At 52.4% G+C, this 18,283-nt stretch carries 11 protein-coding genes, 3 tRNA genes and 1 pseudogene; 7 read left to right on the forward strand and 8 right to left on the reverse strand.

What is annotated here, in order from left to right; all coding sequences use genetic code 11:
- Window positions 1-121: 121 nt before the first annotated feature.
- The 6 genes from HMPREF2981_RS07605 to bcp form a co-directional block, all read right to left on the reverse strand.
- Window positions 122-1,057, reverse strand: coding sequence for an alpha/beta fold hydrolase (locus tag HMPREF2981_RS07605; protein WP_070662074.1), 936 nt, complete (start codon window positions 1,055-1,057; stop codon window positions 122-124).
- Between the two features lie 164 nt (window positions 1,058-1,221).
- Window positions 1,222-2,517 (reverse strand): YihY/virulence factor BrkB family protein, encoded by a 1,296-nt coding sequence (locus tag HMPREF2981_RS07610; protein WP_070662076.1) that lies wholly within the window; start codon window positions 2,515-2,517, stop codon window positions 1,222-1,224.
- Window positions 2,518-2,748: 231 nt separating this feature from the next.
- Window positions 2,749-4,230 (reverse strand): malate:quinone oxidoreductase, encoded by a 1,482-nt coding sequence (locus HMPREF2981_RS07615; protein WP_070662078.1) that lies wholly within the window; start codon window positions 4,228-4,230, stop codon window positions 2,749-2,751.
- A 182-nt stretch (window positions 4,231-4,412) separates the two neighbouring features.
- On the reverse strand, window positions 4,413-6,401 hold the full coding sequence (locus HMPREF2981_RS07620) for an ABC transporter substrate-binding protein (RefSeq protein WP_070662081.1): 1,989 nt from the start codon (window positions 6,399-6,401) through the stop codon (window positions 4,413-4,415).
- A gap of 254 nt (window positions 6,402-6,655) precedes the next feature.
- Window positions 6,656-6,740: transfer RNA gene (locus tag HMPREF2981_RS07625), tRNA-Leu, on the reverse strand.
- A gap of 67 nt (window positions 6,741-6,807) precedes the next feature.
- Window positions 6,808-7,284: a thioredoxin-dependent thiol peroxidase gene (bcp, locus tag HMPREF2981_RS07630; RefSeq protein WP_070524208.1), complete on the reverse strand. Its 477-nt coding sequence runs from the start codon at window positions 7,282-7,284 to the stop codon at window positions 6,808-6,810.
- A gap of 266 nt (window positions 7,285-7,550) precedes the next feature.
- Here bcp and HMPREF2981_RS07635 point away from each other — a divergent pair.
- Window positions 7,551-7,623: transfer RNA gene (locus tag HMPREF2981_RS07635), tRNA-Lys, on the forward strand.
- Window positions 7,624-7,809: 186 nt separating this feature from the next.
- Window positions 7,810-7,882, forward strand: a tRNA-Lys gene (locus HMPREF2981_RS07640).
- A 111-nt stretch (window positions 7,883-7,993) separates the two neighbouring features.
- Here HMPREF2981_RS07640 and HMPREF2981_RS07645 read toward each other — a convergent pair.
- Window positions 7,994-8,512, reverse strand: a complete 519-nt coding sequence (locus tag HMPREF2981_RS07645; RefSeq protein WP_048779015.1) for a hypothetical protein — start codon at window positions 8,510-8,512, stop codon at window positions 7,994-7,996.
- Between the two features lie 541 nt (window positions 8,513-9,053).
- On the opposite strand from HMPREF2981_RS07645, the gene HMPREF2981_RS07650 reads away from it, so the two are divergent.
- The 5 genes from HMPREF2981_RS07650 (at window position 9,054) to metG (ending at window position 15,425) form a co-directional block, all read left to right on the forward strand.
- The gene (locus tag HMPREF2981_RS07650) at window positions 9,054-10,874 is read left to right on the forward strand and encodes an acetolactate synthase large subunit (RefSeq protein WP_013399304.1); all 1,821 of its coding nucleotides are present in this window, start codon (window positions 9,054-9,056) and stop codon (window positions 10,872-10,874) included.
- Entirely contained in the window at window positions 10,874-11,374 is a 501-nt protein-coding gene (gene ilvN / locus HMPREF2981_RS07655) for an acetolactate synthase small subunit (protein WP_004004952.1), read from the forward strand. Before HMPREF2981_RS07650 ends, ilvN begins: the two co-directional genes overlap by 1 nt.
- Before the next feature lie 157 nt (window positions 11,375-11,531).
- The gene (gene ilvC, locus HMPREF2981_RS07660; protein WP_070662083.1) at window positions 11,532-12,560 is read left to right on the forward strand and encodes a ketol-acid reductoisomerase; all 1,029 of its coding nucleotides are present in this window, start codon (window positions 11,532-11,534) and stop codon (window positions 12,558-12,560) included.
- Window positions 12,561-12,868: 308 nt separating this feature from the next.
- The gene (locus HMPREF2981_RS07665; RefSeq protein WP_246825389.1) at window positions 12,869-13,678 is read left to right on the forward strand and encodes a YwqG family protein; all 810 of its coding nucleotides are present in this window, start codon (window positions 12,869-12,871) and stop codon (window positions 13,676-13,678) included.
- Between the two features lie 199 nt (window positions 13,679-13,877).
- Window positions 13,878-15,425: a methionine--tRNA ligase gene (metG, locus tag HMPREF2981_RS07670; RefSeq protein WP_070662089.1), complete on the forward strand. Its 1,548-nt coding sequence runs from the start codon at window positions 13,878-13,880 to the stop codon at window positions 15,423-15,425.
- Between the two features lie 130 nt (window positions 15,426-15,555).
- Here the strand turns inward: metG and HMPREF2981_RS07675 are convergent.
- Window positions 15,556-18,282 (reverse strand): annotated as a pseudogene (locus tag HMPREF2981_RS07675) (FtsX-like permease family protein).
- Window position 18,283 lies beyond the last annotated feature (1 nt).

Genomic DNA, 18,283 nt, shown 5'->3' on the forward strand with positions numbered 1-18,283 from the left:
CATGTATGACCACATGTTCTGACGCATCAAGATTTCTTGATACGTCTTTCCATTATAGGGCTATCACTAGGGTCTGTACATATGAATAGCTATAAGCTAAGCGTGTTGGTGCGCAGAAAGTTTATACTGCTTGCCGGTCACTTCCCTGAGAATCGCGCGCAAAGGCTAAAGCGTTGCGCCTAAAAACGCCTGAGGTCAGGGCGCTCACATGATCCCGCCCCGGAATATCAAGAAATTTTAGATACGGATGTACCCTCTGGAGCAGGGGATATAGCCTACGCCCGTCGGCAGCGATGGAGTCTTCGGAACCGATTGCGATCAGCAGAGGAACACGAGGGTACGGGAAAGGCGGGTTAGCAGCGTGAATAACGGGAATGCGCGTAGAGTCTGCAAGCACAGACGGCAGTGAGAAGAACTCGCCGAAGGGTATATGCACAAAATCAAGAAGAGCATCGGTGCGCAAAGGTGAGGATTCAATAATGCTGGTAAAGGCTTCTTCTGTCGCAGGATCTTGGGTAATGGCATCATCAGCACACGAGGCAGAAAGCATAGAGCGCAGGGCTTCGAGGTGATTGTGCAGGGGCATACCGCCCAGAATAAGCGATGCAACGCGAGATGGGTGCCTCAGAGCGAGCTCCCACCCTACCCTAGATCCGAAGGAAAAACCCACACCATGTACTTGCTGGATAGCAAGTTCGTCAAGGAGAGCAGAAAGCGTATCAGCGAAAAGAGCCATGCCGTTCTGCGGTGAACCATCTTCTGACACTGTGGTCTGGACGACCGGAAAAATACCGTGTTCTTCGATTGTTCCCACCGGGAGTTTGGCATGTACTGTAAAGTTGGAGTCTTTGAGGTATTTTCGCCCGTGAAAAGGTAAATCGACGGTTAGCACGGGTATACCCGCCCGAATGTACTGGCGAATCCAGCCGGTACCGCCCCAGAGCTGGTCGCTACGGGTTGCAAAGCCGTGTAGAAACAGAACGGGAGTTGTACCTTTTTCCGCGTCTGCAGGTGTGTAGCGGGTATATTCAAAAGGCGGTATGGGAGTCTCACACATATGTATATTTTTGCACCTGCGCGCGCTGATTGTGTAGACGAAAATATATATGACGTGTGGGGCGAAAAATCACGTTTATGACAATCACAATCGTGGTGGGTGCGGTATATTTCCGCCAACTACCACAGGTCTATCCGGTAGTGTATGTGCCGCTCATGCTGCACTTAAAAAAGCGTGTCTCGCGAAGAGTCTTGACGCTTGGAGCTGCCGTTTTGAGGATTATCGCTGTGTGGCATGGAATCGCGGGTATGTTTTTGAGAGGACTGCGAAGCCTCCTCCTTCACGTCCCTAGAATCCTCAGAGGATTGTGCCTCTGTCTCCCCTGCACGGGTATCGGAAACAGCCTGTCGAAGCATCTCAGTGTTGGTAGAAACGGCAGTCTGCACCCGTTCGAGGATTGAGGGCTCGGGCGGTTTGGGCAGCGTCTGCTGACCGCTTGCAAGGTCTTGGATCTCTTGGGCACTTGAGCTTAGGGCCTCTAATTTTTCCTGGTACTTGGTAATGGCTCGGGTTTCGCGGGGCTCTACACGTAGTTTTCCGTCGATATCCTCACCCGCCACAATTTGGCGCATCCGTTCAAATTCAGCATCGACATGAGCGCCAAAGACCAGCATATTGTTCATGATCCAGAGGAACACCAGCATGACGATGACACCACCGATAAGTCCGTAGGTAGCGTTATATTTGCTGAAATTATTGGTGTAGACGGTAAAGCCTAATCCGCCTAATCCCATGCCAAACAAGGCGATAACGGCTCCCGGCGAGGTCCACCGAATTTTAAGACGCCGCACATTGGGTGTTGCAGTGTAGAGCATCGCAATGAGAAATACCGCAAGAATGAGAATTAAAACCCAACGTCCATTGAGCCACAGAACCTTGATGAGTTCTATATCTACTCCAGGCATATAGGGCGCAACCCAGTCGAGAACTGATGCTCCCAAGAGGAACATCAGCATCATGAGAACCACAAGCACTATAACCCCGGTAGTGATGAGTGCGTTATAGGGTTTGAGGAACCACCCGGGTCGTCCTTCGCGTACTCCGTATACGTTATTGAGCGCACGCCCGAAAGACCCTACATATCCGGAGGCAGACCAGAGCGCACTGAGAATACCAATGATTAATGCAAACCCGGCGCCTTGTCCATTGGTTAGCTGATGAATAGGTCCTTCCAGAATCGAGTACATTTGCTGAGGGGCACGCTCTTGGAGGAACTCTAAGATTACCTTGGCGCTGTCTTCTCCCTGCCCAAAAATTCCCAGGAGTGACAGGATCGCGAGCAGAGCAGGAAATGCAGAGAGCACCGTGAAATAGGTGAGCGCTGCGGCTAGATCTGTTCCCCCGTGCGCTCCAAAGGAAAAACCCGCGCGTCGAAAAATATAGGCGATACTGCCCTGAGGAAATTCGCGTATTTTTACATATTCTGAATGAGGAAGTGATTTTTTGCGGCGTCGTGCCATAGGAGCGTTCCTTGTCTTGGTGTTTGCTTGCGGCGCTTAGGAGTACCAAGTACTTGTGGCAATAATACAGGAAATAGTTTTTCTCATGAGGAGGAACGATAGAGCGCGGCACGTATGAGTTCTCTCCACTGAAGAGTTTTACTATTACTTAACAGCGAAAACCTCCATCCAAAAACCTGTGTATGGCAGGGAACAGGATTAAGGTTTTCGAGTCAGCACCTCAAGTGTATCTTAGTTGGCGATATCTAATGTATGTGCAGTGTGAGCCATAATTTCGTCAGCGAGATCCGGATTATCGTTGAGTTTAACCCCATACCCCGGAACCAGAGCACGGATGCGCGACTCCCAACCCGCAAACTGAGAGGGAAAGCACCTCTTGAGTAGGTTCAGCATAATGGGTGCTGCGGTTGAAGCCCCCGGTGATGCGCCAAGCAGGGCAGCGATAGAACCATCGGCCGAAGAAACAACCTCGGTGCCGAATTGCAAAATTCCGCCCTTCTTCGAATCCTTCTTCATAATTTGCACACGCTGACCCGCTTCAATGAGTTCCCACTCGTCGCCGTCAGCCTCAGGGTAGTAGCGGTGCAGGGACTCCAGACGCGCATTCTTATCCTTAACCAACTCGGTGAGCAGATATTTGACGAGCGACAGGTTATCGAGACCCGCACGAGTCATGGGATAAATATTGTGCAGACGAAGTGAGAGAGGCAGGTCAAGGAGAGACCCCTGCTTCAGGAAATTAGTCTTGAACCCAGCATAAGGTCCAAAAAGCAGAGAGCGTTTGCCGTTAACATACCGAGTATCCAGGTGCGGAACAGACATCGGAGGAGCGCCTACGGATGCCTGACCATACACCTTTGCATTATGCTTAGCGGCGGTAATTTCATTGGTATTGCGCAGGAACAGACCCGAAACCGGGAAGCCGCCGTACCCCTTGCCTTCCTCAATTCCCGACTTTTGGAGTAGATGCAAGGCACCGCCCCCAGCACCAAGGAAAACAAATTTAGTATGGATTTTCAGGGGTTCTTTGGTATTGATGCGGTTAATAGCAGACACAGTCCACGTACCGTCAGATTCACGGTCAAGGTTCTTAACCTCGTAGCCGTAGCGTACTTCGACTCCCTGAGATTGCAGATAGTCGATCATGCCGGAGGTAAGCGCACCAAAATCAACGTCGGTACCTTCCGGAGCCCAGGTAGCTGCGACCGGTTCTCCCTCGGAGCGGCCCTTGACCGTCAAGGGTGCCCACTGAGCGATCTGGTCGCGTTCCTTGGAGAACTGCATTCGCTCGAAGAGCTTCTGCTGGCGGAAAGAATCGTAACGTGCCGCAAGGTACTTGGAATGATCTTCGCCGAATACAAGGGACATATGGGGTACAGGACGAATGAAATCGTTATTGGGCAGAATACCTTCATTCACAAGGGAAGCCCAGAACTGACGTGAAATCTGGAACTGCTCATTAATACCTAAGGCTTTATCGGCGCTTACTTTTCCCTCGGGGCCAGCGGGGGCGTAATTCAACTCGCACAGTGCAGAGTGACCGGTGCCAGCGTTATTCCACGGGTTCGAGGACTCCTGTGCGGGCTTATCAAGGCGTTCCAGAAGAATAATATTCCAAGTGGGCTCCAGTTCCTTCAAAAAAATACCAAGCGTTGCGCTCATAATACCGCCGCCCACAAGGACGACATCGGTCTGTTCAGTACGTGCTACCACTGATACTCCCAGGGGTTCGGTGCCCAGCTTTGGGCATGGTCATATGACAGTTATATGACTCTAGCGTACTCCCTGAGGGTCTGCAGGTACACATTCCGCCGAGAAAAACCCAGAATCAGTAATGTAGTTCACAAAAGGGTAGGGAAATTCTGCAAAATACATTAAATTCCACAACGGAAACCTTAGGAAATTCGCACTTTAGCAAAGAGCTCGATAGCGCTTTGTTCGGTTTCGTAACCAATAATACGTCGATTAATGCCTATGTTAGACGTAACGTTCAAAAGCGGAACCGCAGGCATAAATGCCGCTAAATCCTGGTTAACGGAACGATATTTTTCACGTTGTTCGTCTAAAGAAGTGGCGCTGTCGGCTTCGCGGATCTTACTCATAATCTGTTCTAGCGTAGGCGCTGGTTCCACTTTTGCAGGCGTAATGCTGGGAGACGGGGTAGGGGAGACCTCGGCCTCGGAACTGTCCTTCGGGGCAGCGCTTGCTGAGGGTGATGGAGTCGGAGAATCGGCGGGATGCGCCTTCGCCTCGGGGGTATCGTGCGATACGGGGTTTAATCCCATAGCATCGATCCACTGCGCCACCAGAAGAGGTGCAAGAATCGGCCCAAGAAAAGCGTAAGGATCACGATAGGTTCCGTAGAAACCACCGAGGAGAATGCCGCGAGTAGTATTTATTTCCGTAGCGCGGGTATGATAATCGGACCAGTTCAGCGGGATAGGTTTAATATTGAGTCCAATATCGAGAAGAGCTCCGATCATCTCAGAATAGACTTTTTGGGGTGACATAATCCACGGAAGCGAAACATCAATAGGGTAGTAGCATTCGATAGTTTCGCCTGTGTAACCTGAGGCCGCGAGCAACGATTTTGCTTGGTCAACATCTCGCCTATACAGACGTTCCAGAGAGTCATCCGAGGTACGAAAAAGCCTAGGCATGAGGTGCAGTGCTTCAGAAGTTCCAGAAAGGTAATATCGGATGAGGGCACCGCGATCGACAGCTCGCGCGATAGCTCGGCGCACCGAAATATCTTTAAGAACCGGATGCGCAAGGTTGAACCCCAGATAAAGAAGCGAGAAGGGATCACGCAGCGGGTATAGGAACCCTTCACGCCCCAGAGGTCCTAAGTCATTGCCGCTTACTTGATCGCAGGCATCAACTTTATTGTCTACGAGAGCATAGTAACGTTTGTCGGAAGAATTGAGAGTCGAGAAATGTATTTCGTCGAGTTCAATCTTTTCCTGCTTGATACTCACAAATTTATCGTTGCGTATGAGAACGATATCGGTATTTTGCGAAGCGGGCGTTGAGATTTTAAAGGGCCCAGTGCCGATGGGCATCTCTTTGATACGGTGGTTCTCGGTAAGTGCCTCGGGTGAAACGATGCCGAAAGCCGGTTGGGTCAGAATCCGCAAGAACGCTTGTGAAGGACGTACAAGCGTAAACACAAGTTTGGAGTCGGTGACGCGCACATCGGAAACTAGGGGAGCATAACGTAAAGGTATCTGCTCGGTGTGTTCATCAGTCTTTGGTGTATCGGCCTTGGGTGTATCTGTGTCTTCCTGAGCCGAAGGAGTTTGCGTTGCGGCTGCGGCGGCAGACGGTGAAGAGCTTGTCTCCTGTGATGCTTTACCTGCGTGTGGCGAGTTGGAGTGCACAATGTTACCAAACCCCCAGCCGTAGAGCGGCTGAAAGGGAACGCAGCGTGCTGCCGTTTCTGGGGATGTTGCTAACGCCTGCCACCGCTGTACATTACGCAGTACGGCTTCTGCCGTAAGGGGAGTGCCATCGCTAAATGAGACCCCTTCCCGGAGCGTAAACGTATAGGTCAGACCATCTGGGCTAATCGTCCACGAGGAGGCGAGCGCCTCTTGTGGAGTACCTGTGTAGTGGTCGGCACTCACGAGAGTTTCAAGAATCTGTGCTGTTACACGGTACGTCGGAGAGACCGGGTCAAAGGCGGGATCAAGAGAGTAAGGTGCCGCGCCTTGAGCAAATCTAAAGATTCTGCGGGTCTCTCCTGAACCGTTGTCGGGTGCCGAATCACCGCAGGCCGTCAAAGTATAACCCGCTGCCAGAAGAGACCCTAACCGCAGCGCAGTGCGACGGCTGATGCCGCTGTAGCTGATACCGGGGGCATCGGTTGGGGAGAGATGATTCACGGACAAGCCCTTTCATGGTGATTACTGAACCGTGATAGGTAATGCGTGGTTGATAAGACGTTTATGTCTGGGCGAAAACACTATTCTTTTAGAATACAACGTCACGATTTAATGTCGCGATACTCAAAGAGGGTTTTAGGCACGACTCACAGCGAATTATAGGCTTAGGGATATAGCGCCAGGGTACTCTGCTGTGCGGTATATAACAAAAAGCCCGCAACTTCTTCGATAAGAAGACGTTGCGGACCCAAGATTGGTGCGCGAGGGGGGACTTGAACCCCCACGCCGTAAGGCACAGGAACCTAAATCCTGCGTGTCTGCCAATTTCACCACTCGCGCGCGGTGAGCAAAGCTACCTAGGAAAGTCTACACGAGGATATAAGACTATACAAACGGAAAAATCCGACTATTTGGGGTCAATGCCAAGGTCACGGCGTAGCTTAGCAACATGGCCGGTGGCGCGTACGTTATATTGCGCCAGCTCTATGATGCCCTGCTCATTGATGACGAATGTAGATCGGATAAGTCCCTCGTAGACTTTGCCATAGTTTTTCTTTTCGCCCCATGCACCGTAGGCAAGCGCAACGGCGTGATCGGCATCGGAGAGAAGGGGGAAGGTGAGAGACTCTTTGGCGGTGAACTTCTCTAAAGCTGCGGGCTTATCGGGAGAAACGCCTAAGACAACGTATCCGAGCGACTTCAAAGAGGCAAGGTTATCTCGAAAATCGCAGGCTTCTTTAGTGCATCCGGGTGTTGATGCCTTGGGATAGAAGTAGAGAATGACCTTATGCCCTGCGTAATCCGCTAGGGAATATTGCTGACCAGTATAATCTTCCAGGGTAAAACTTGGGGCTTTTGTGCCTGGTTCTAGTCGGGTGCTCATGGTTTCTCCTTAAAAGTAGAGGTTCTCGGTAATGCATGTGTTGCCGTAAACGTTCTCTTTAGTGTACGGGGTTTATAGGATCTCTGGGGTATTTTTTGTGAGGGTGTGCCATGAGATGAGGTGCTGCGGTGCCATCGAGAGCATGAGCGACAGCAAGAAATGAGAGTTTGTGTGAAGCGTCACTTATATGTAACTTGCGTGAAATATTAATTATCCGTATAGTATTTATCTGTTGTCGTATGAATGCGATACATCACCCCAAGTAAGCGCCTCTAGCTCAATTGGCAGAGCAATTGACTCTTAATCAATGGGTTCTGGGTTCGAGTCCCAGGGGGCGCACAAAATAAACCCCGTCGGTTATGGCGGGGTTTTGTTGTATACCATGGTGATTTGCAGTCGTGATGCTGAATGTTGATGTTCGCCAAAATCGCTGACTACAGCCGTATTCGTAAGTTGCAAAACGTGCTTGATGCTCGTATAGTATTTATCTGTTGCCGTTGCGAAGCTGCAATATTTGTTACCTAAGCGCCTTTAGCTCAATTGGCAGAGCAATTGACTCTTAATCAATGGGTTCTGGGTTCGAGTCCCAGAGGGCGCACAGAATAAACCCCGTCACTATCTGTGACGGGGTTTGCTTTTTATATAGTCCGGCTATTAGTGTATATGCATTATCCGAGACAGTCCTGTATTGTACAGGCCGCTTAAGAGCCTAGAGAACAGGCCAGCGTGAGGTTACAAACTCGCGGAAGGCAGAGACATCATGACTTTGATTGAGAACGCCGGTTCCGTGAATGGTGGTAATCTCAGGCGCATCCTCAAAAATAAGCAGGAAAGAGCTGCCGTTCACCGATTCAATAGCCACCGAATGTTCACCTACCCGGTATGCGTGCAGCGCATTTGTGTTATCAATGGTGGATGCGGTGCCAGCAGGCGTAACATCTGGCATGCGGATAGGGGCGATAATAACCTCGTCAGGAACCTCTTGGTAGCCCACCAAAAAATGCTCCTGCATAGGTTCTTGGTGTTGGTCGATATCGGGGTTACGGTAGATGGCGCTTCCGGTAGCGTAGACCAAGTCGTAGGCCCCATAGTTAATAATCTGCTCATCGAATGCAGGATGGAGCACCTTGATGAGCTGTTCTCCCGTAAGAGCCTCGGCGCTCTGTGGTTGGTTAGACTGCTCCGGTGTAGGGGAGGGTGAAGCAGCCAGGTTTTGCGAGTTGGTCATGTACTCATCTTACCGGCGAAGGCGTTCTACGTCACTGTATCACGTCACATATTTACCTGGGGGATTCCTGGAGCTTGCAGATTACCGTGAGAGTCTAGGATACGAGACTCTTGCCTGCGCCGCACTGAATACTTTCCAGCTATCTCGAGCGCAGGGAGCCCAGCACGGTATCCAAAGCGTTGAGTAAGCGCTCGAAAATATATCGAAAGTACACGCAATGCGAAGAAATTAGAGAAACTCTCATAAAAACGGCGTGGAAATTTGACTCATGTCATCAAGAGCGAGACTATATAAAGGTGCAAACACGCAAGACACAGCGAATTCTTAGCCTTGTCGTCGTCGCCTAGGGTGCTTCACAAGGTAGATTTTCTGTGAATAGAATGTGCGCCCTTCGCAACACCATAGCGAAGGGTATTTTTATAGCTAAAGGCACCCGACCGGAGCCTACAGCGAGCGAAACAGTGTGTAAGATACCCGAACAGGCGGGCTTCACGCGCATCTGTCGAGAACTAGAAAACAATACAAACGAGGCATCATTATTATGACCACGGGATTTTCGATTAACTCCGCGGGTAGTGGGCAGGCTGAAGAAAAAGCCCCTGCTGCCGAACGCATGACCGGCTCGCAAGCGATTATTCGTACACTCGAACTTTTGGGTGTTACCGATGTCTTCGGTCTGCCAGGCGGCGCAATTCTGCCCACCTACGACCCCCTGATGGATTCGTCCAAAATTAACCACATCCTCGTTCGTCATGAGCAGGGGGCAGGGCATGCGGCTCAAGGGTATGCAACTTCTACCGGCAAAGTCGGCGTGTGTATTGCAACCTCGGGACCGGGCGCCACAAACCTGATCACCGCGATCGCGGACGCCAATATGGACTCCGTTCCGCTGGTAGCCATCACCGGTCAGGTTTCCACCAAACTTCTGGGCACCGACGCCTTCCAGGAAGCAGACGTGGTGGGTATGACCATGCCGATTACCAAGCACTCCTTCATGATTTCTGATCCGCAGGATATTCCGCGTGCACTCTCTGCCGCATTCCATATCGCCTCCACCGGACGCCCCGGCCCCGTGCTCGTGGACATCACCAAGGATGCGCAGGTCGGTATGATGGAGTTCAACTGGCCTCCCAAGGTTGAGGTGCGTGGGTATACTCCCGTAACCCGTGGTCACTCCAAGCAGATTCGTGAAGCGGCCAAGCTCATCAGTGAATCCAAACGTCCCGTGCTGTACGTTGGCGGCGGTATTATCCGCTCCGGTGCATCCGAGGAGCTGGCAAAGCTCGCCGAAATTACCGGGGCTCCCGTGGTGACCACGTTGAACGCCCGTGGTGCTTTCCCAGACTCCAACCCGCAAAACCTGGGCATGCCTGGTATGCACGGCACCGTTCCCGCCGTGTTCGCTATGCAGAAATCCGATCTGCTGATTACTCTAGGGGCCCGTTTTGACGACCGCGTGACCGGTAAACTCGACTCTTTCGCCCCTGAAGCCAAGGTCATCCACATTGACGTAGACCCGGCAGAAATCTCCAAGATTCGCTTCGCAGACGTGCCGATCGTGGGTGATTTGCGCTATGTGCTCCCCGAACTCAACGAACTGCTCTCCACTGAGTTCGCCAACAAGTTGCCGAACTTGGGCGAGTGGTGGGTTGAGCTTGATACCATCAAGAACGACTACCCCCTTGGGTACACCAAGACCGACGACGGCTTGGGATCCCCCCAGCACGTGTTGGAGCGCCTGAGCGCCCTCACCGGTCCCGATGCTTTCTACGTGACCGGCGTGGGACAGCATCAAATGTGGGGCGCACATTTCATCGGCCAAGAGAAACCACGGCATTTCCTCAGCTCAGCAGGACTCGGCACTATGGGATACTGCGTTCCCGCCGCTATGGGCGTGAAAGTTGCCAACCCCGACTCTGTCGTGTGGGCTATTGACGGTGACGGTTGTTTTCAGATGACCAACCAGGAACTTGCCACCTGCGCACAAAACAACATTCCCATCAAGGTTGCCGTGGTCAATAACTCCTCGCTGGGTATGGTGCGTCAGTGGCAGGCACTCTTCTACGATGGTCGATACTCCAACACCCACCTGCGCACCGGGCACGGAACCGACCGCATCCCTGACTTTGTGAAGCTTGGCGACGCCTATGGGTGCGCCACTTTCCGTTGTGAGAGGGACGAAGATGTGGACGAGGTTATCAAACAAGCGCTCGCTATCAACGACCGTCCCGTGGTGATTGACTTTACTGTGAGCCCCGATGCCATGGTGTGGCCGATGGTGCCCGCCGGCGTATCAAACGACCTCATCCAAATCGCTAAAAACACGTCACCCGATTTCGGTCGAGAAGAGGGAGAAAACTAATGAGCCTGCACACCCTATCCGTTTTAGTTGAAGACAAACCCGGTGTGCTCTCACGCGTGACCGGTTTGTTCTCTCGCCGCATGTTCAATATTCAGTCTTTGGCGGTGGGACCCACCGAGGTTCCTGACGTTTCGCGCATCACAATTGTTGCTGATGGTGAGCCTGAGACTTTGGAACAGCTCACTAAGCAGCTCAACAAGCTGATCCATGTGCTTAAGGTGGTGGAGCTAGCCCCAGAGACTTCAACACAGCGTGATCACATCATGGTTAAGGTCAAGGCGGATGCCGCCGCTCGCCTGCAGGTTGTGCAGGCCGCTGACCTTTTCCGTGCTTCGGTTATTGATGTCTCTACCGAGTCCGTGGTGATTGAGGCAACCGGTTCTCCCGAAAAGCTCAACGCCTTGCTTGATGTTCTTGAACCTTACGGAGTGCGAGAGATCGTGCGTGCTGGGACCATTGCACTCTCTCGTGGTCCACGTTCCATGAGTGAACGTATCTAACGCTAAAACCCTGTCAGGATGTGGGAAGCACCGCCCGCGGTTTGATACTTCCCGCATCCTGAGATTTATCACAGAACGCCCATGAGCGGCGCCACGTCTAGTAAACTTAACGCCTGAGCCTGAGTTCGGGCTAAACCTATTATTTTGAGGAGACAAAATGGCAGCAACCATTTTCTACAACGACGATGCAGACCTCGCCCCAGTCCAGGGACGTACCGTTGCGATTATCGGTTATGGTTCTCAGGGACATGCACACGCTCTGAACCTGCGTGATTCTGGAGTCAAGGTTATTGTTGGCCTGTCTGAGGGCTCCAAGTCCCGCGCTAAGGCAGAAGCTGAAGGTCTGCGCGTAGCTACCGTTGCTGAAGCTGCAGCTGAAGCGGACCTCATCATGATTCTGACCCCGGACCAGGTACAGGCTCAGGTCTACAAAGAGAGCATTGAACCTAACCTGAAGCCCGGCGATGCTCTGTTCTTCGCACATGGCTTCAACATTCACTTCGGGTACATCACCGTTCCCGAAGGTGTGGATGTAGCTATGGTTGCGCCGAAGGGTCCCGGCCATACCGTACGTCGTGAATATGAAGCAGGTCGTGGTGTGCCCGCTCTCGTTGCCGTTGAGAAGGATCCGTCCGGTAAAGCTCTGGAACTTGCTCTGTCCTACGCTAAGGCACTCGGTGCAACCCGTGCAGGTGTTATTAAGACCACTTTCACCGAAGAAACCGAGTCTGACCTCTTTGGTGAGCAGGCGGTGCTGTGCGGTTCGCTTTCACAGCTGGTTCAGTACGGTTTCGAGGTTCTTACCGAGGCAGGATATCAGCCTGAAATTGCATACTTCGAGGTTCTGCACGAACTCAAGCTCATTGTGGATCTGATGATTGAGGGCGGTATTGCTAAGCAGCGTTGGTCCATTTCCGACACCGCAGAGTACGGTGACTACGTCTCCGGTCCTCGCGTGATTTCTCCTCAGGTCAAGGAGAACATGAAGGAAGTCCTCGCCGATATCCAGAACGGCGCCTTCGCAAAGCGCTTCATGGACGACCAGGCCGCAGGCGCACCCGAGTTCAAGGAACTGCGCGCTAAGGGCGAGTCTCACCCGATTGAAGCTACCGGTCGTAAACTGCGTGAGCTGTTCTCGTGGAACACTGTTGACGATGACTATACCGAAGGTTCGGTGGCTCGCTAAGCACTAAGCTACTAGCGTTTCTGGGGGGTGTCTATCATGATGGTGGGCACCCCTTCGTGTGTGCTTGGCCTTTGAGATATTTACGGCGACTAATAGTAACGCCCTGAAATTTCTTTCCTGCCGTATATACCACCTACCTGAGCGGCTGGAGCTATATGGTGCTGTTCCTGTTACTGGACAAAACAGGTAATGACGAAATCGGTTGTGTATTGGCTCGGGAAGGTGCTCTCATTAAACTAGGGCGCAGGCGGAAACACCTGCACAACCCAACAATGACCATAGATAGAACCGTTGAAGGAGAGTTCCCCGTGAGTGATATTGTTGAGAAAGCTGCTGCCCTTGTTGAAGAGCTCTATACCGAGAACCCATTACCCACTATTGGGATTAAACCCTCTGAGGCTGCTGAGCCGCTGCCGGTGACCGTCTCGAAGTTCGGGGGAGTGCCGTATCTTCCCATCGGCGTGGAGGCACCCACCGATTCAGACGGGGTGCCGATGGGTATGATTGCGCAAATCAACTGTACTGAACTGCCGGAGAATCCCATTTATCCACCCACCGGCATGGTGCAGTTCTGGGTGAGCACAAACGCAGGGTGGGGGATAGATAAGGAAGAGAACCACCGTGTGATCTACTATCCTCAGCTGGGTGAAGCGAACCCGGATGCAGTAGCGACTTGTGAGGATCATGAGCGGGAATTCTGGTGGCCTATCAAACATGAGTGTGCACTCGAATTTACGACGCTTGGGCGCGAAATATTTGCCCCGAACGATTCGATAAATCACCCGCTGGTTGAGAAATGGAACCAGGCATACCCGGAACAGGCTATTACGAGTCTTGATGACTTTGATGTATATGATGTGGAAGATATTGAGGATTTTACTGGTTCAGGGGACTACTCAAGGCTTGGTGGGGTACCGCACTTCATGCAGGGCGATCCACGCCGCGAATACCCTGAAAACTCTGATATTCGCAGGCGTACCGTGAACCTGTTAACGATGGATTCGTATGGGAACACGGTGCTCTGGGGCGATGTTGGTACAGCGAACTGGCTGATTGCCCCGGACCGGTTGGCAGCCCGTGACTTCTCGCAGGTCTTCTATGAGTGGTCATGCGGCTAGCGGGCTCGGCGCGCTGCTGTAAACACAGGCGACCCCTTCGCACATTCTGCGTGCTGAGCACCGTCACGGGGTGTAGCGTGCAACATGTGCGAGGGGATCTGCTACTGCAGCTGGGGTTGTGCGCGGGTACATGACGGCGGCTTGTCGCATTACTGTTTCGCCGCATCTATGCTGAAAAACTGCGGTAAGATTAATAATTATGAGTGCTACCCCCTTCTACATCACGACTGCGATTTCTTACCCCAACGGAAACCCCCACATCGGTCATGCCTATGAGACCATTGCCGCCGATGTACTGGCACGTTTCAAGCGACTCGACGGTTTTGACGTGCGCTTTATGACGGGCACCGACGAACACGGGCAGAAGATGCAGACCACCGCTGAGAAACAGGGGAAAACCGCCAAAGAACTCGCCGATGAGAACTCCGCCCGTTTCAAGGCGATGAATGACGCTCTCGGCATTAGTTACGATCGCTTTATTCGCACTACGGATCCGGACCATTATGAGGCATCTCAAGCTATCTGGAAGCGTATGGAAGAGAACGGGGATATCTACCTCGATAAATATGCCGGATGGTACTCCGTGCGCGATGAAGCCTATTACGCCGAGGATGAGACCGAAGAACGCGACGGGCAGCGCTACGCCATTTCTACCGGAACGGAAGTCGAATGGACTGAGGAAGAGTCTTATTTCTTCCGTCTCTCAAAGTATGCCGATAAACTTCTGGAACTCTATAAGAACGAAGGGTATGTTTTCCCTGAATCGCGCCGTAATGAGCTGATCTCATTCGTCAAAGGTGGTTTGAATGACCTTTCGATTTCGCGTACCACCTTCGACTGGGGCGTTCCTGTGCCTGGCAACGATAAACATGTCATGTACGTGTGGGTGGATGCGTTGACTAACTACCTGACCGGGCTTGGCTACCCCAATACGGACGGGGAACTGTTCACGAAATATTGGCCCGCTGATCTGCACCTGATCGGTAAGGATATTACTCGATTCCACTCTATCTATTGGCCTGCCTTCCTCTGGTCTGCCGGTCTTGAGCTGCCCAAACGTGTTTTTGGGCATGGGTTCCTTCTGGTCAATGGCGAGAAAATGTCGAAGTCGGTGGGCAACGTGGTGGACCCCGCGGATCTTGTGGCAGCGTTCGGGCTGGATCAGGTCCGATTCTTCCTGATGCGCGAGGTCTCTTTCGGACAAGACGGCTCATACTCCGAAGAATCTATTATCAACCGTATTAATTCTGATTTGGCGAATAACCTGGGGAATTTGGCGCAGCGTTCACTGTCGATGGTGGCGAAGAACTGTGACGGTAGGGTGCCTACTCCCGGCGAGTTCACCGAGGCTGATCGTAAGATTTTGGCTGATGCTGCCGCCCTGTATGAGCCGGTTCGCGCGGACTATGATGAGCAGGCGTTCCACCGTGCCCTAGAGCGCATCTGGACTGTGCTTGCCGATACGAATGCTTACTTTGCGGAACAGGAACCGTGGACTCTGCGCAAGAACGGCGAGTTTGAGCGTATGAATACCGTACTCTACGTGACTCTTGAGGTGGTCCGTCAGGTTGCCATTCTGATGCAGCCGGTGATGCCCAATTCGATGGAGAAACTTCTTGACCTGCTGGGGGTAGCAGAAGGGGAGGGACGCCTTTTCGCTGCGCTCCCTAAGAACCTGACAGCTGGGAAGGAGCTTCCTGCACCGACCCCGGTTTTCCCGCGATACGAAGCGCCAAAAGAGGCATAGAATCACACTATAAAGTACAGAATATCCCGGAACTTCCAAAGAGGTTCCGGGATACTTTTGGTAGTAAGGGCTCCCGGTATTATCTAAAACACCGGGAGCCCTTACCTGTTGCAGGATCTAGCCTACCTGATTAGTGGGAACTCAGCCCCTCCACCGGGGACTGTCGCGCTGACCGGAAAGCTGGGATAGCCGACGCTGCAAACGCAGCGATGATACCCACGATGAGCACGAGAACCAGACCGCTGACAGGTAGAACTACTGCCATCGCCATGGACTCGCGAGTAGCGTGTACCAGTACTTGAGAAAGTACAAGGCCTATACCCACACCCGAAACGATACCCATCGCCAACGCGCCGAGAGTAATCATGACAGCCTCGGTCGAAACCATACGCCGCAGCTGTTTGCGGGACAGGCCCAGCGAGCGGAGCATCGCATTCTCCCTGCGACGTTCGTTCACCGATAGGGTCATAGTATTCGCCACACCGATAATGGCGATCACAATAGCCAGTGCCAGCAGGATCAAGGCGCCACTGAGCATAATAGTCAGCATTTGGTCATTATTCTTGCGAATCTGAAGACCACCTTGAAAGTCAGTTCCGTTGTTTGCCTTGGCAAGCTCCCCTTGAAGCTCGGTATTATCGCTTGATGACAGTGGAGTGCTTGCCCGCACCAGAACCATGGTTGCTGTACCGCGTGCAGCGAAACTAGGCGCCAAAGCAGGGTTTTCTTGAGCTGCTTTCATGAGCGCTTCTTGGGCGGCGGGATTGTCCGGCAATGCCTGATTACTAGCTGCCTGCGGATCAGATGCATTCTGAACCTGGGCACCGGTTTCCGGTGATACCACGAAGAATGGTTCCTTAGTGTTTGCTTTGACGGGTTTGAGCTCAATCTCGCCAAGAGGGCCGCTGACCTTAAGACGAGTGCTGTTATCGAACTTACCCAGATCCCAAATATCCTGGGGAACAAGTACCTCATCATTCTTTAAATTGGTACCTGATTCTCCGGTTGCTACCTTGTGTAGATCATCGTTGCTAAGTGCGATTACATTGTCTTTGAGATTGGCGGAGTCTGCGTTATCGGACTTTGCTGTGTATTCGATAATGCCCGCAGCCGAGCCGACACTGACAGCCTCAACATTCTTCGTGCCCCTGATCTTATCAGCAACTTCGTGAGCCTTTGTCACGCTTGCGCTGCCGTTAGTTGCGGTAGATTCACCGAAAGGAGCGTATGCCGAAATCGGCGATATCCTATCAATCTCTTGGGCAATGGAGGCGCTCATCACCGAGTGGCTGGTGAGAACAGCGGAAATAACCAAGGTTCCTACCAGCACGGCTCGCCCAGTGGACACCGTGCGTTTGGGTGAGCGCAAGGAATTTGCTAACGCCAGTTTATCCGTTTGCCCGCGCAGAGCTACGCCGAAAAAACGAACCAGAGGGATGAGAACCCACGGGGTGAGAAGAAAGACTGCTATGCCGAGGAAGAGGCATGCCAGCAGCACGGAAGAGATAGCGGATCCGCCGTCTTTATTCCCTATAGCCGCGATAGCGATAATAACGCCTGCAAGAGCGGAGAGAATACCGAAGATTCCCCCTAGAACGCTAGGTTTCTTGACCGCCTGGCTTGTGCTTGCGCTCATGGCACTAATAGGGGAAATACTCAGTGCGGTGCGTGCCGGTATAAGTGAAGCGAGTACAGTCACAGCGGTGCACATGAGTACGCCTGCAATAAACGCCGTGGGGGAGAAATTGACGATGAACGAGCTGAACATCGCGTTTAGAATGCCACCGACCGCGTATACCAGTCCTGAACCGATGACCGAGAAGAAGACCCCAATTATCAGTGATTCTATGAGGAGCATCCGTACCAGCGAACCACCGCGGGCACCTAGAGTACGCAGCAGGGCGAGTTCGCGTACACGCTGCCCCACCAGCACCGCGAAGGTGTTCGAAATGACGAACGAAGAAACCAACAGAGCCAGAATTGCGAAGGCGATAAGAATGGTATTCAGCGAGTTGAAGAGCGTTGAGAACTGTTTCTTTAGGTGATCTATCATCTGAGTGTTAGAGAGCACCTTAGGGGTGGTGTTTTTATCACCGGTGTTCAGCTCTTTCTACAGGGCGTCACGCGAGTCCTGGGTATTGTTCTTGAGCTTAATGAATGCCTGAGGTGCCATGGGTTTAGCGGGGTCTGAGACGATCCCGCCCTCTTCCTCGGCGAGCTGACGCGCGGTATCCGCAAGACCGGTGCCGCCAATAAAAACATTGTCGCTCATCTGTGAATCTGAGATACCGGTGTTAAAGGTAGCCGTGAGGGTGTACTCGGTGTCTTTCGCGTTATCCTTATCGGTGGCTGAGGCGACGATATTGGGCATGGTCACCTTATCGCCAATTTTCAGGTTGTGTTTCTCGGCGAAACTCTTAGCGACCAGGAGTTCGGTGTCTGTGGACGGGAGATTCCCCTCAATATCAAAGGGCGAAAGGTCCTTTGACGGTGGCGCAGAACCGTATGCTACCTTCTCCTTATCGGCTCCGTAGGTGCCGGAAAAAGTGTATAGAATCCAGGATGAGCTAACCTCAGGAGATTCCTGAATCTTCTTAACCGTGTCATTGGACATCGCGAACTTAGCGGTTGAGTTCTGATTATCCTGGTCCATGACACCCGCAGAGACTACCATGTTCTCGGAGTTAGCGTAGACATCGCCGATGGTCGCATCCATCGTGGCCTGAAGCGATGCGGTAAGCATCAGCACCGCCGAGATGAAGAACGATGAAATAGCGATACCAATACCCGTGAGAATGTATTTCTTCTTGGAGGAGCGGATATTTGCCCGCGCCACTGTATTAAGTGTTGCAGCCAAT

The sequence above is a fragment of the Rothia sp. HMSC069C01 genome (genome assembly GCF_001814655.1).
In the GTDB taxonomy this organism is placed as follows: domain Bacteria; phylum Actinomycetota; class Actinomycetes; order Actinomycetales; family Micrococcaceae; genus Rothia; species Rothia dentocariosa.

What these genes read in the sequence shown, in the direction of transcription:
- metG (WP_070662089.1), top strand. Translation starts at nt 13,878, where the DNA reads ATGAGTGCTACCCCCTTCTACATCACGACTGCGATTTCTTACCCCAAC.
- HMPREF2981_RS07605 (WP_070662074.1), bottom strand. Translation starts at nt 1,057, where the DNA reads ATGTGTGAGACTCCCATACCGCCTTTTGAATATACCCGCTACACACCT.
- ilvC (WP_070662083.1), top strand. Translation starts at nt 11,532, where the DNA reads ATGGCAGCAACCATTTTCTACAACGACGATGCAGACCTCGCCCCAGTC.
- HMPREF2981_RS07610 (WP_070662076.1), bottom strand. Translation starts at nt 2,517, where the DNA reads ATGGCACGACGCCGCAAAAAATCACTTCCTCATTCAGAATATGTAAAA.
- HMPREF2981_RS07645 (WP_048779015.1), bottom strand. Translation starts at nt 8,512, where the DNA reads ATGACCAACTCGCAAAACCTGGCTGCTTCACCCTCCCCTACACCGGAG.
- bcp (WP_070524208.1), bottom strand. Translation starts at nt 7,284, where the DNA reads ATGAGCACCCGACTAGAACCAGGCACAAAAGCCCCAAGTTTTACCCTG.
- HMPREF2981_RS07650 (WP_013399304.1), top strand. Translation starts at nt 9,054, where the DNA reads ATGACCACGGGATTTTCGATTAACTCCGCGGGTAGTGGGCAGGCTGAA.
- ilvN (WP_004004952.1), top strand. Translation starts at nt 10,874, where the DNA reads ATGAGCCTGCACACCCTATCCGTTTTAGTTGAAGACAAACCCGGTGTG.